Origin of the sequence: Occultella kanbiaonis (assembly GCF_009708215.1) — a bacterium.
Taxonomy (GTDB): domain Bacteria; phylum Actinomycetota; class Actinomycetes; order Actinomycetales; family Beutenbergiaceae; genus Occultella; species Occultella kanbiaonis.
Genome location: NZ_CP046175.1, coordinates 4,980,465 through 4,993,518 on the forward strand (window position 1 = coordinate 4,980,465; position 13,054 = coordinate 4,993,518).

Consider the following 13,054-nt stretch of genomic DNA (forward strand, 5'->3'; position numbering starts at 1 on the left):
CAGCGTCGGCGGGAGACGACGGAGCGCCTACCCCGAGGGCGACCCCTGCCGCCAAGAAACGCCAGACACTGCACTCCTCAGGCTCACAACGAGAGCTCACCTGGCACGGTCCACCCACCCAAGGGGACGATCTCGGGCAACGGTGGCACCGCCGCGCCGTCGACGACTGGGTCGAACACGACCGCCAACGCGAAGCACGAAGCCTCACTCACGCGAATCGTCAGCTTCGACTGCGCATTTGCCGCCTGACCATCCGGGTTGGGCGATGTCGGCAGCGGCACCGTGTCCAGCACCGAGAACACAGCCCCCGCAGGAGCGTCCGCGATGCGTGCCAGCAGGGTCCGCCCATCGAACGTCAGCACCGCCGACCGGCCATCCGGTGCGATGTCGACCGTGGCCGAGGTGTGCATGAACCACCACGCATCCGCCGGCTCCGAGGCCTGCACCTCATCCTGCACGACCACACGGGTGCGGTCATCGATCATCGCAACCCCGCGCAGCCAGGCATCGACACCGCGATCAGCGTAGGCAGATGTGAGGTCGGCGACCGTGAAGGCGGCGATCGGAGCAGAACCCTTGGCGATCACCTCCCCCGCGCCCGTCACCGACTGATCGGGTCCGCCGCCGGGATTGATGACGAGCGTGTTCTGCCCTTCCGCACGCTTGCGGTAATAGGTCCAGCGCTGGCTGCCGAAGTAGCCCGGCAGGCTGTAGGAGTCCGCACCCAGATCCTCCGCCCAGCGGACGCCCCCGGCATCGAGCACGAAGGTCCCCATGTCCAGGTCGCCGTGGCTGCTGGCGTTGTCACCGGGTCTGAAGCCGGTGAACAGGCCGGTCGAGCCTGCCCAGGCCGACCTGGAGAGCGCGATGCCGACGTGTTCGTACACGACGTCGGTCGCCAGCCCTGCCTGCGCCGGTGTCGCTCGGTCCGAGAGTCCGTACCAGACCATCGCCGCGGCTGGATCGACCGACGCCAGCCCCTCGTCCGCCCACCACGCGTACTCAGGGTGCTCGTACCGCTCCGCCAACCAGTACATCTCCGGTAGAGGTACCTGGGCAGGCGACGCGTCAGCGACGTTGAAGCTGAGGCCGCTCGTGCCAGCCATGTGAAGCGCGAACGCCCCGGTCTCAGCAAGGCCGGGGGCATCCGACATGCCGAAGTCGCGGCCCGTGGCCGATACCAGGCTCGCGATGTACTGGACAAGGAACTTGGTCGCGTACTTCCAGTAGACGATCCCCTCGGGGAACCCGCCCGAGGGGGCGTACTCGTCGATCGCCGGGCCGACGTGCCTCATGCCCAGCTGCAGGAGCCTCTCGGTGAGTCCCGGATCGACCTCGGCCAGGGCCAGGCTCGCCATCGCGATCCCACCCACGCACACGATCTGCCAGTTGTTCGTCTCGGTTGTCCAACCGGCACCGTTCTCGTAGGCCTCCAGCGCAGGTAGCAGACCCCTGTCGAGCATCGCGGCCGCGATGCTCGATCGCCGTTCGTCATCGAGGTAGGCATGGAGCCAGTCGTAGCCGATGGCGAAGCCGTTCAACAGCTCCGCCACCGACAGGAAGCTCTCCGGGTTCCAGTCCGGGAACGCGGCAGCAGCCTCGAGTTCGACGGCGGCGCGCTCGGCGTATGCCCGGTCCTCAGTCAGCCGGTAACTCAGTGCGAGCGTCCACACGCGAGTCTTGACCTGACGCGCCGGCCACAGCAGGGACCGCCCGTTGGTGAACTCGTACACCGTCGTCGGCTCGTCCAGGAGCGCGTCGGCGCCGGCCAGCAGCCGCCCCTGCAGGGCGGCAGCACCACCGCCCGACTCGACCCACGCGTGGATCTGGGCCAACCGGTCGTCGTCAGCGATCAACCGTGGATGGTCGCTACGGACCAGTTCGATCACACGCTCCGGCACAACCGGCGCGAAGCCCCCGCGTGGCGACCTCATCGGCCACACCCGCTCGTCGGACCTGTGGCCGTGGGTGAGTGCGCAGCGCCGACGTCGACCGTGGCCCAGGACGAGCGCAGCAAGACGGTGCGCGGCGCGGAGGTCGAGGTCACGGTGTCCTTCCGTCGGCATCGGTGCCCGCTGCTGGTTGTCGCCTCCGACGAACCTCTGACGAAACATTGCGGACGCATCGGTGCGGCACACGGTAACGCTTGACGCAACGTCGCGTCAAGGAGCCCGAACTGGGCCCGACACGGCCCGCGCTCTCCTTCTGGGTGGCCACTCCGCTCCTGGATGGCCGAGCCCACCTCGTCCGGGACCGGGGTATTCACCACCGTTCAGGTAAGGCTATCCTTAGCGCCTATGAGTGAGCGTTCCGAGACCCAGGGACCACCGCGCGTGCCCGTCGCGGTGCTGGCGAGCGTCGACCCGATAGACCGGGAGATCGCGCTCGGCAGCGCCCTCGTCGACCGCCCCGACGTGGTCGCCGTGGTCCACGACCTGGAAGGCCACCGGCTCCGCCGTCGGGTCCTGCACGCCGGCACCGCCCTCGAGGACACGTTCGTCGACCTCGACCACGTCTGCCCGGCCTGCGCGGTCCGTGAGGACGCCGTGCCGGTGCTGGCCCGACTCGCGCAGACCGGCTCGTACGGCGGCATGATCCTCGCGCTGCCCGCCGCTGCCGAGCTGCTGCCGGCGGTGCGCGGCCTCGCCCAGCACCTCGGGTCGGACGGCGACCTGCGCACGGTCCGCCTCGGCGCCACGGTCAGCCTGGTGAACCCGGACACGCTCGCCACGGACCTGCTCGGCGAGGAGGACCTCGCCGACCGTGGCCTGATGCTGACCCATGGTGATCACCGGACGATCGGCGAGGTGCTGCTCGGCCAGCTGCCGGTCGCGGACGCGGTGCTGCTCACCGCACCGGCGCAGACCACCCTGCCCGAGCGGGTCGGCGTCAGCCCGACCACCCACGCCACCCACGGGGCGCACCTCGGCGCGGACCTGCTCGAGGCGCTCCGCGCCCCCGAGAGCACCCGCTGGGACGACGCGCACGAGCCGTGGCTGAGCGGCGTGCTCGGCCACCCGCACTCCACGCTCGCCACCGAACGCCGCGCGCACCCGCTGAGCATGACGCCCGGACCGGGCATGCTCGCCGACGCTGCCGGGGCCGACGCGGAGGGTGCCGGTACCCACCCGGGCGAGGCAACGCCGTCGGGCGTGTGGACCCTCGACCTGCGCTCCCCCGCCGCCGTGCACCCGAGCCGCCTGCTCACCCACATCGACGCCCTCATCAACGGCCCGCGAGTGGTCCGAGGCCGGTTCTGGGTGCCGAACCGGCCCGACTCCGTGTGCGGTGTGCTGGGCGCCGGCCGGCAGCTGAGCGTCGGGATCGCCTCGCGGTGGAACCACCACGCCCCGCACACCCGGTTCCTGGTGGTCGGCGCCGGCCCGCACCGCGCCGCGGTGGCGCAGGCGTTCGAGGAGTCGTTGCTCACCCCGGCCGAGCAGGCCGAGGGCCTCGCCGCGTGGCTCGACCGGGAGGACGACCTCGAGCCGTTCCTCGGCGCCCGGTCCTCCTCCGGGATGGCCTGAGCCGGGCGGGCTCGCCGGTGCCACACGCGTCGGCACCGGCAACAAATGCCGTGCGCGGGCGCGCGTCCAGGCCTACCGTCCGTGACATGCCTCTGCGACTGCTGGCCGTGACCTTCGATGTTCGTGACCCCGCCCGGGTGGCGGAGTTCTGGGCCGGCATGCTGGGACGGGCCGTCGTCGACGACGCGCGCGGGCGGCTCCTGCCCGGCTCCGAGACCCAGGTCGGGCTGCGGTTCTCGCACACCGCGGCCGAGAAGCCCGGTCCGAACCGGGTCCACCTCCACCTGACCAGCACGACTCCCGCGGACCAGCAGGACACGGTCACCGCGGCGGTCGAGCGTGGTGCCGCCCACCTCGACGTGGGCCAGCTGCCGGAGGAGGGCCACATCGTGCTGGCCGACACCGGCGGCAACGAGTTCTGTGTGATCGAGGCCGGCAACCAGTTCCTGGCCGGCTGCGGCTTCCTCGGCGAGGTCGCCTGCGACGGCAGCCGCGAGGTCGGCCTGTTCTGGGCGCAGGCACTGGGCTGGCCGCTCGTCTGGGACCGGGACTCCGAGACCGCGGTCCAGTCCCCGCACGGCGGCACGAAGGTCGCCTGGGGCGGCCAGCCACAGACCCCGGGACAGCGGCACGACCGCCAGCGGTTCGATCTCGTCGCCGAGGGCGACCCAGCCACCGAGGTCGACCGGCTGGTCTCCCTCGGCGCACGCAGGGTCGGCGACGGCGACGACGGCTCCGTGGCGCTGGCCGATCCCGACGGCACGGTGTTCACCGTCTCGCCGCGCTGACCTGCACCCCACTGTCCCGGACCGACCGACCCGGCCCGGCAGGGCTCCGTCAGAGCGCCCGCACCTCCAGCAGCACCGCGTGCTCGGGGTTCAGCCGCGGCAGTACCAGGCCCACCCGGTGCAGCATCCGCCCGGACAGCCGCACCCCGTGCTCGGCCCACGGCAGCGGCCGACCCCAGCCCCCGCCGTCGTCCGTCCCTACGCCGACCAGCGTGACCTCATAGGTGAGGTCCTCGTCCAGCCCGGCCAGCGTGACGGGCGGCGTGGGCTGGTGCGCCGACGTCGCCAGCATGACGCCCGCGAACAGGCCGTGCCGTCGGTCCGGCGCGACGACGCCGTGCACGAACCGGCTCGGGTCCGGCTCGTCCGCGCGGACCGTGCGGCCGGTGTGCAGGAGCTCGCGGTAGCGCTTGTGCGCGGCGATCCACTCGGCCACCCGGGCCCGCTCGGTCTCCGAGGCGGCCGTCAGGTCCCACTCGAGCCCGAAGTGCCCGAACATGGCGGTCGCGGCCCGGAAGGACAGGTCGTGGGTGCGTCCGGTGCTGTGCGAGGTGGGCGAGGCGACGTGCGCCCCGACGAGCTCGGGCGGCAGCAACAGCCCGGTCCAGCGCTGGATGTGCTGGCGTTCGAGCGGGTCGATGCAGTCCGAGGCCCAGACCCGGTCGGTGCGTTCCAGGACCTCGAGGTCCACCCGCCCGCCGCCGGAGGCGCAGCTCTCGATCTCGACCTCGGGGTGCGCGGCCTTGAGGTCGTCCACGAGCCGGTAGAACGCCGCGGTCTGGGCGTGCACGAGCGCCTTCCCGGTGGCCGGGTCGCACGCCTCGATCAGGTCGCGGTTGTGGTCCCACTTCAAGTAGGCGATGTCATAGGTGTCCAGCAGCGCGATCAGCCGGCCGCGGATGTGCGCGAACGCCTCCGGGATGGTCAGGTTCAGCACCTGCTGGCTGCGGAACTCCATCGGCAACCGGCCCACCGGCGCGAGGATCCAGTCCGGGTGCGCGCGGGCCAGGTCGGAGTCGACGTTGATCATCTCCGGCTCCACCCACAGCCCGAACTCCATGCCGGTGCCGCGCACGTGGTCGATGAGCGGGCCGAGCCCGTCCGGCCACACGTCGGCGGAGACCTCCCAGTCCCCCAGCCCCGAGGTGTCGTCACGGCGCGAGCCGAACCAGCCGTCGTCGAGCACGAACCGCTCCACCCCGACGGCGGCGCCCGCGTCCGCGAGCTCCGTCAACTTCTCGAGCCTCTGGTCGAAGTAGACGGCCTCCCAGGTGTTCAGGGCGACCGGCCGGGGCCGGGTCGCCCGGCCCGGGCGGGCGCGCAGCCACTCGTGGAATCGCGCGGACAGCTCGTCCAGGCCGACACCGTAGGAGTAGTAGAGCCACGGGGTGGTGTAGTCCTCGCCCGGGGCGAGCACGATCTCACCGGGCAGCAGGAGCTCGCCCCCGCCGAGCAGCTTGCGTCCGTCGTTGTGGTGCTCGGCGTACATGCGGTGGTTGCCGCTCCACGCCGTGTGCACGCCCCAGACCTCACCACCGCCGAAGGAGAACCCGGCCTCCCCGGCGATCATCAGCGTGGTCGAGGACAGACCGGTCCGGCCGCGCCTGCTGTCCTGGCTGCGTACGCCGAGCTGCCACGGGGCGCGCTGCGGTGCGCGTTCGCGCAGGTGGTGACCGGTGAAGTCGAGGACCTCGGTGGCCCGGGCCGGCACCGGCAGGATCAGGTGGGCGGCGTCCAGGGTGTAGGGCGCGGCCGCGTGGTTGGTCACCGTGGCACGCTGGCGGACCAGGCCCTGGGGCGACAGCTCGAGGACGACGGCGAGGCCGAGTCCGCTCGGGTCGCTCGCCTCCAGCTCGGCGCGGTCGGCGTCGAAGCGCGCGTCCGTGACGGCGAACCGGTGGCTCGAGCGGGCACCGGCGAAGTGGCCGCTCAGCCCGGGCGTGCCGAGCCAGCCCGCGGACAGCTCCGGCAGCAGGCTCACCTGGACCGGGTCGTTCGTCTGGTCGGTGACCTGCTGGGGGCGCGAGGCGAGGTCCAGGTCAGCCAGTGCGGCGCCCGGCACGTCACCGAGGTCGGCGCCCCAGTGCAGCACCTCGGGCAGCCGGTCGCCGATGGTGCGCAGCACGACGGAGACCCCGCCGGCGCGCAGGTGATGGAGCACGGGCTCGGACAAGGTTGACCTCCGGCAGGGTTCTGGATCGGGCGTGTGGACCGTGGCTAGCCCGGTCCGCACCGCTGGTTAGGCTACCGACCGTGACCCGCACCGACGCCCCGGCCGCCCCTGTCCTGAGGTCCACCTTCGACCCGGACCGCATCGCCGAGGCCCTCTCCCGTGGTGGGGCCCGGGTGCCGTTCCCGAGGGCCGGGGACCGGGCGGCGTGGGCGGCGATCACTCCCGCGAACTCGGCGATCCTCACCCGGGTGAGCTCCGCCGTCGCCGACCGGCCCTGGCCGGCGCCCACCTACTCGCAGCGCCTCGCCTTCACCCGCAGCGGCAGTCGGCGCGCGTTCGAGGAACCGTACTTCGACCGCCGCCGGAGGCTGACCGCGCTCGCGCTCGCGCTGGCCGCCGAGCCGGGCCGCCACGACGTCGACGACCTGATCGACGGCCTCGGGTTCGTCCTCGAGGAGGCGAGCTGGTGTCTGCCCGCCCATGACACGCAGCCCGGGCAGCAGCGCCGCGACCTCCCCGACCCGCAGGACCCGGTGCTCGACCTGTTCGCCGGTGAGACCGCCGCGACCCTGTCCTGGATCGCGTGGCTGCACGCCGACCGGCTCGCCGCCGCCGGAGGGCTGCTGGAGCGGATCCGTGCGGAGATCTCGCGCCGCGTGCTGGTCCCGTTCGAGACCTTCGGCCCCGCGTACACCTGGTACGCGGTCGGCACGAACTGGAACCCCTGGATCGTGGCCAACGTGCTCACCGCCACGGTGCTGCACCCTCCTTCCCCCGAGCGCACCCGCGCGATCGTCGCCTCCGCCCTGACGAGCCTTGACGGCTACCTCGCGCACGCACCGCAGGACGGCGGTTGCACCGAGGGGATCATGTACTGGTGGCAGTCGGCGGCCCGGCTGTACGAGGCCGTCGACGTGCTCGGCTGGGCCGATCCCGACGGCGCCGCTCAGGTCCTCGCGCATCCACTGCTGCGGTCGATGGTGCGCTACCCGCTCGTGGTGCACCTGGGCGGCGAGTGGTCCGCGAGTTTCGGCGACGGCGTCGGCCGGGTCCCACAGCCCGGTCCCGGCATCGACAAGGACCGGCACCCGCCGGCGCTGCTGCACCGGTTCGCGCTGGCCGTCGGCGACGACGACGTGGTCGCCATGGCCCGCACCCTCACGCCCGAGCTCGAACTGCCGGTCGCGATGTACCGCTCGCTGGTCACGTTGTTCGATCCGACCTGGCCCGACGGCGGCGCCTCCGGCCCCGAGCAGCCGTCGCCTCCCACGGCGGTCGGCTCGTACTGGCTCGGTGAGTCCGAGGTGGTCGCCCTCGGCAGCGCCGACGGCCGGCTCCGGCTGGTGGCCAAGGGTGGTCACAACGACGAGCCGCACAACCACAACGACGTCGGCAGCTTCGTGCTGGCGGTCGACGGGCAGCAGTTGCTCATCGACGTGGGCACCGGCCAGTACACCGCCGCCAGTTTCTCGCCGTCGCGCTACGACACCTGGTACCTGCGGTCCGAGTTCCACTCGGTGCCGCAGGTGGACGGAGTCGGGCAGTCCCCGGGCGCGCAGTTCCGCGGCGAGGTGTTGGCCCGGGACTCCTCCTCCATCCGGCTCGAGCTCGCCGGCGCCTACCCGGCGCAGGCGGGCCTGACGTCCTGGCAGCGGGAGCTGCGCCTGGCCGACGACGGCCTGCGGATCACCGAGCAGTGGGCCCTGGCCGGTCGGGCCGACGGCGCCGAGGACGACGCCGAGGACCCGGACGTGCGCGTGCACCTGCTGCTGGCGCGACCGCCGCTACGAGCCGCGGACGGCTCGCTCGGACTCCGCGGCCCGGACGGCGACGCGGTCCTGGCGCACCTGCACATGGACGCCGGCGACTTCGAGCTGAGCGTCGAGACGATCGGCCTCGAGGACGCCATCCTGCGTGGCGTCTGGGGCCCGGAGATCGCCAGGGTGGTGCTGCGCGCGACCGGAGGTGGCCGCACGGGCCGCGGGCGGGTCACGATCTCGCTGCCCTGAGTCGCGGCCTACCTACTGGGCGATCCACACGTGGTCGTCGTTCTTCACCGCGTGCGAGCGAACCAGGTGGCGCTGCCCGGCCCTGCTGACCAGCCCGTTCTCGGCGGCGGACGTGGCGATCCGCTCCCGGAACCTGCGCCACTGCTTGGACCCGTTCACGGTGCCCATGAACTCGATCGTCTCGGCCACGTAAACCTCGGAGCCGTCCGCGACCGGCGCGATCCGGTAGGTGATGTCGTCGTCGTGGTACATCTTCTGGGTCCACTCGGTCGGTGACTTCTGCGTGACCCAGGTGCCGGTGAGGATCGGAGCCACGAGGCCGGCGACGACGTCGACGGGCGCGTTGACGACCACGCTCTCGCCGAGAGAGCCCGCCTTGCCCGACTGCCGGCCCGCGGAGCGCCGGGCGCCAATCTCGGCGCCCTTCGCCACCGCCTTGCGCTTGACGATGGTGCCGACGACGGACATCACGAGAATCAGCGCGACCACGCCGATCCCGAGAAGGGTGGGGGTATCCATGGGGGTCAATATGTCACGGCGGTCACCGGCGGCGGTACCGCCCGGGAGGCACACCGTGGTGGGCGCGGAACCGCCGGGAGAAGTGGAACTCGTCGACGTAGCCCAGGGCACGCGCGACCGCCCGATTGGTCAGGTCCGTGTGCCGGAGCAGGGTCGCGGCCGCGGCGAGGCGTCGCTCGTTGCGGAACGCCAGGGGCGAGCGGCCCACCTCGGCCGAGAACCGTCGTCGGAACGCGTCGTAGGAAAGCCCCACCTCGGCCGCCAGGGCGCGCAGGTCGACCGGCGCGTCGAGGGTGCCCGAGAGCCGTTCCACCGCGGTCTGGATCGGTGCCGTGAGCGACTCCCCGGCGTCGGACCGGCCGGCGTCGAGCAGCCAGTCCGCGAGCGCCATGAGCTGGTGCTCGGCCGCGAGGCGACCCGAGGGGGTCATCCGCAGCACGGCCTGCAGGGCTGCCATCGCCGGCGTCGGGGACGGGTGCTGCGGGCCGGGCGCGGGCAGCGCCCCGGCTGCGTCGAGGCCTTCGAACAGTGGTCCGTCGAACACGGCGAAGACCTCCGTCCACCGTTCGCCGGGCGCCGTCGCGTACCGGTGCGGCACCCCGGGCCGGACCACCGTGACGGTGCCCGGGCGGATCGGCCGCGTGCCCTCGGCATCCTCGTAGACGCCGTGCCCGGCGAACACCGCGGACAGCACGTAGGGGCTCATGACCCGCAGATTCGCGGGCATCACAGGTTCGTCATCGATGACCTGACCGGCCAGCACGAGCCGGCCGATCCTGGTCACCGGCGCGTCCGCGACGAGCAGACGGGTGCGCTGGTCCATGGTCCGATTGAACCGCGATCGCGCCAGAACGTACATGGCATTGTCCACTCCGAGCATTCCGGCCCGGGTGTCCAACTGCCTAGCGTGGACGGTTCAGATCCGATCGATGGTGAGGTCCCGATGAGCAGCGTCCAGCACACCCACACACCCCTGGTCACCGAGCAGATGCGTGCGCAGTACCGTGACGAGGGCTACTTCATCCTGGAGAACGTCCTCAGTGACACCGAGCTCGAGCTGCTGCGCGGGGGCGCCCAGTTCGCCGTCGACCGGCTCGACGCCGAGATGGACGCCCAGGGCGTGGATCGGATCGGCATCAATGCCCGGGGCAAGCGGTACTTCTCCGCGATGGTCTACCAGCAGCGGCCCGAGCTGAGGCAGTTCCTGTTCGGGGACACGATGGCACAGATCTGCCGCGCGACCCTCGGGGACGACGCGTACCTGTTCTGGGAGCAGTACGTCCTCAAGGCGGGCGATCCGGACACCGCGTTCGCCTGGCACCAGGACTCCGGGTACGTCCATGAGAACCACGAGCCGTACCTGACCTGCTGGATCGCCCTCGACGACGTCACCGAGGAGAACGGCTCGGTGTACCTGCTGCCGTACTCACGGTCCGGGATCCGCTCCTACATCAAGCACATCCCGGACCCGCAGGTCAATGACAAGGTCTGCTACTTCGGGTCGGACCCGGGGATGCCCGTCGTGGTCCCGGCCGGGTCCATCGCCGTGTTCTCCAGCATGGTGATCCACCGCAGCGGGCCGAACCTGACCGACCGGATGCGGAGGGTCTACCTGGCGCAGTACTCGGCGGAGGTGATCATGTCCGCGGACGGCTCCGAGCCGTGGGGATCGTTCGACCCGTTCCTGCGCGACGGGGCCGTCATCGCCTGACGGCGCTCGTCGCGCGGGTGCGCGAACGGCGGATGCTCTCGCGGCCGGTCCTCGCCCGACGAGGCTCGCCCCCGACCGACGAACGGTCGCTCAGATGCCCTGCCAGGCCGGCTTTGACTCGTACGTCTGGCGGTAGTAGCTCGCGAGCTGCAGGCGGGACGCGGCGGCCTCGTCCACGAGCACGGTCGCGTGCGGGTGGTGCTGCAGGATCGTGGCCGGCCACATCGCGCTGACGCTGCCCTCGACCATGTGGTGCACGGCCTCGGCCTTGGCCAGGCCGGTGGCGACGAGCACGAGGTGCCGGGCACTCATGATGGTGGCGAGGCCCTGGGTGAGGCAGTGGGTGGGCACCTGCTCGAGGTCGCCGTCGAAGAACCGGGCGTTGTCCGCCCGGGTCTGCACGGTGAGCGTCTTGATCCGGGTGCGCGAGGCGAGCGAGGAGCCCGGCTCGTTGAAGGCGATGTGCCCGTCGGTGCCGATCCCGAGGATCTGCAGGTCCACCCCGCCGGCGTCCACGATGGCCTGCTCGTAGGCGGCGCAGGCCGCGGGGATGTCCGCGGCGAGCCCGTCGGGGCCCTGCACGTTGGCGGGGTCGATGTCCACCCGGCCGGCGAACTCCGTGTCGATCACGTTCCGGTACCGCTGCGGGTGGTCCGCGGCAAGTCCCACGTACTCGTCCAGCATGAACGCACGTGCGCCGGCGAGCGAGATCGCACCGGCGGCGTACCGGGTGGCGAGCTCGTCGTAGATCGCGAGCGGGGAGGACCCGGTGGCGACGCCGAGCACGGCATCGGGCTTGCGATCCAGCAGCGCGGCGATCGCGTCGGCGACGATGGTGGCGATGGCCCGGGAATCCGGCGCGATGATGAGCTCCATGGGCCCACTCTCCCAGAATCGCGGCATCGATCTCACCTGCGTCCGGACAGTGCCCCACAGGGCGAGGGTCCGGCGGCCGACCGGCCACCGGACCCTCGCTTCGCGGACCTCGATCCCACCAGGACCGAGGTCGGCGATCACTTCCTGACGGAGTTCCCGCCCGTGCTCTTCGCGGTCAGCCCCAGGTAGACACCGAGCAGCACGACGGCCGCGACGATCGAGATGACCCAGCGGATCCAGTCGATCCCCGAAGTGTCCTGGACGCCGAGCCAGCCGGAGATCAGGTAGCCGAGCAGGGCGCCGACGATCCCGATGATGACCGTCCAGAGCATCCCGATCTTCTGTGGCCCGGGCCGGACGAGGCGTGCGATGACGCCGATGACAGCGCCGAAGATGATGACACCGATGACTTCGCCCATGGATGAACCTCGATCCTTCTCGAACAGACATTCGCAGCGATGGCTGCAGTCGAAAGCGTGGCACAGGCGGTCCCGTCCCGCCCGTTGGGCGGATTCGGCGGCAGCTTCAGCCCGGCTCCACCGCGGGCCGTCGCCCGCTTCCCGAGATCCACACCGCAGCACTGACCGCGAGGACGCCGACCACCTCGCCGGCCGTGGGCAGCTGGGCCAGCGCGATCACGCCGATGATGGTGGCCGAGACCGGGAGCAGGGCATTCATGAGCGCGAACGTGGCCGTGCCGAGCCGCTTCAGGGTGACCTGGTCCAGCACGTACGGCACCACGCTGGAGAGCACCCCCACGGCGGCCGCGGTCACGAGGATCTCCGGGCGGACGGCGGCGCCGGCGAACGGTGCGGAGAACGGCGCGAACGCGACCGCGGCGATCGTGAGCCCCACCGCGAGGGAGGACAGTCCGTCCCGCGCCCGCACGATCCGGCCACCGATGACCATGTAGGCGGCCCAGAGCACCCCGGCGGCAAGCGCCGCAGCGAGACCGAGGAGGAGGTCCGCCGTCGACCCCGTCACCGACCAGTCCAGGCCGACGAGGCTGATCGAGAGCACCCCGAACAGTGCCAGCCCGATCGCGATCCGGGCCCGCGCCGTCCGGCCGCCCCACGCGGCCACGGCCACGGGGCCGGTGAACTCGACGGCGACGGCGGCGCCGAGCGGCAGGTGCTCGATCGCCACGTAGAACAGCATGTTCATGCCGAGCAGGACGAGCCCGAAGACGCCGGTCTGGGTGAGCGTGCGGCGGTTCCAGTCGGCGCGCCAGGGGCGCACCACGAGCAGGAGGACGACGGCGGCGAACACCGCGCGCAGCCAGGCGACGGCGTGCGGGGGCATCGTCGGGTACAGGCCCACCGCGAGGGCGGCGCCGATGTACTGCGAGAAGCCGCCGACCAGGAAGAGCAGTGGTGCCGGGGTCCGGTCCACCAGTTGTCTCATCGCTGCCCGCTCACCCGGTTCATGATGCCAGCGCACCCGGCCCGCCA

Annotated in this window: 11 protein-coding genes; 4 read left to right on the forward strand and 7 right to left on the reverse strand. The window is 71.8% G+C overall.

From position 1 onward, the window contains the following. Window positions 1-83: 83 nt before the first annotated feature. The gene (locus tag GKS42_RS22825) at window positions 84-1,856 is read right to left on the reverse strand and encodes a heparinase II/III domain-containing protein (protein WP_168217958.1); all 1,773 of its coding nucleotides are present in this window, start codon (window positions 1,854-1,856) and stop codon (window positions 84-86) included. 441 nt (window positions 1,857-2,297) lie between these two features. On the opposite strand from GKS42_RS22825, the gene GKS42_RS22830 reads away from it, so the two are divergent. Further along, window positions 2,298-3,527: a GTP-binding protein gene (locus GKS42_RS22830; protein WP_154795912.1), complete on the forward strand. Its 1,230-nt coding sequence runs from the start codon at window positions 2,298-2,300 to the stop codon at window positions 3,525-3,527. A gap of 86 nt (window positions 3,528-3,613) precedes the next feature. After that, window positions 3,614-4,315, forward strand: coding sequence for a VOC family protein (locus GKS42_RS22835; RefSeq protein ID WP_154795913.1), 702 nt, complete (start codon window positions 3,614-3,616; stop codon window positions 4,313-4,315). A 49-nt stretch (window positions 4,316-4,364) separates the two neighbouring features. Here GKS42_RS22835 and GKS42_RS22840 read toward each other — a convergent pair whose 3' ends face one another. Then, a complete protein-coding gene (locus GKS42_RS22840) occupies window positions 4,365-6,488 on the reverse strand; it encodes an alpha-galactosidase (RefSeq protein ID WP_154795914.1) in 2,124 nt (707 codons plus the stop codon). An 80-nt stretch (window positions 6,489-6,568) separates the two neighbouring features. Here GKS42_RS22840 and GKS42_RS22845 point away from each other — a divergent pair, with 80 nt between their 5' ends. Further along, the gene (locus GKS42_RS22845; protein WP_154795915.1) at window positions 6,569-8,497 is read left to right on the forward strand and encodes a heparinase II/III domain-containing protein; all 1,929 of its coding nucleotides are present in this window, start codon (window positions 6,569-6,571) and stop codon (window positions 8,495-8,497) included. A gap of 12 nt (window positions 8,498-8,509) precedes the next feature. Here the strand turns inward: GKS42_RS22845 and GKS42_RS22850 are convergent, their stop codons facing one another. Beyond that, window positions 8,510-9,016 carry a hypothetical protein gene (locus tag GKS42_RS22850; RefSeq protein ID WP_154795916.1) on the reverse strand — a complete coding sequence of 169 codons (507 nt, stop codon included), beginning with the start codon at window positions 9,014-9,016 and terminating at the stop codon, window positions 8,510-8,512. 22 nt (window positions 9,017-9,038) lie between these two features. Then, on the reverse strand, window positions 9,039-9,839 hold the full coding sequence (locus tag GKS42_RS22855; RefSeq protein ID WP_168217959.1) for a helix-turn-helix transcriptional regulator: 801 nt from the start codon (window positions 9,837-9,839) through the stop codon (window positions 9,039-9,041). Between the two features lie 120 nt (window positions 9,840-9,959). Here GKS42_RS22855 and GKS42_RS22860 point away from each other — a divergent pair, with 120 nt between their 5' ends. Then, complete coding sequence (locus tag GKS42_RS22860) at window positions 9,960-10,727, forward strand: phytanoyl-CoA dioxygenase family protein (protein ID WP_154795918.1); 768 nt, start codon at window positions 9,960-9,962, stop codon at window positions 10,725-10,727. 90 nt (window positions 10,728-10,817) lie between these two features. Here the strand turns inward: GKS42_RS22860 and nagB are convergent, their stop codons facing one another. The 3 genes from nagB to GKS42_RS22875 form a co-directional block, all read right to left on the reverse strand. After that, a complete protein-coding gene (nagB, locus tag GKS42_RS22865; protein ID WP_154795919.1) occupies window positions 10,818-11,603 on the reverse strand; it encodes a glucosamine-6-phosphate deaminase in 786 nt (261 codons plus the stop codon). A gap of 137 nt (window positions 11,604-11,740) precedes the next feature. Beyond that, window positions 11,741-12,022 (reverse strand): GlsB/YeaQ/YmgE family stress response membrane protein, encoded by a 282-nt coding sequence (locus GKS42_RS22870; protein ID WP_154795920.1) that lies wholly within the window; start codon window positions 12,020-12,022, stop codon window positions 11,741-11,743. Between the two features lie 106 nt (window positions 12,023-12,128). Then, the gene (locus GKS42_RS22875) at window positions 12,129-13,007 is read right to left on the reverse strand and encodes an EamA family transporter (protein ID WP_154795921.1); all 879 of its coding nucleotides are present in this window, start codon (window positions 13,005-13,007) and stop codon (window positions 12,129-12,131) included. Between the last annotated feature and the right edge of the window lie 47 nt (window positions 13,008-13,054).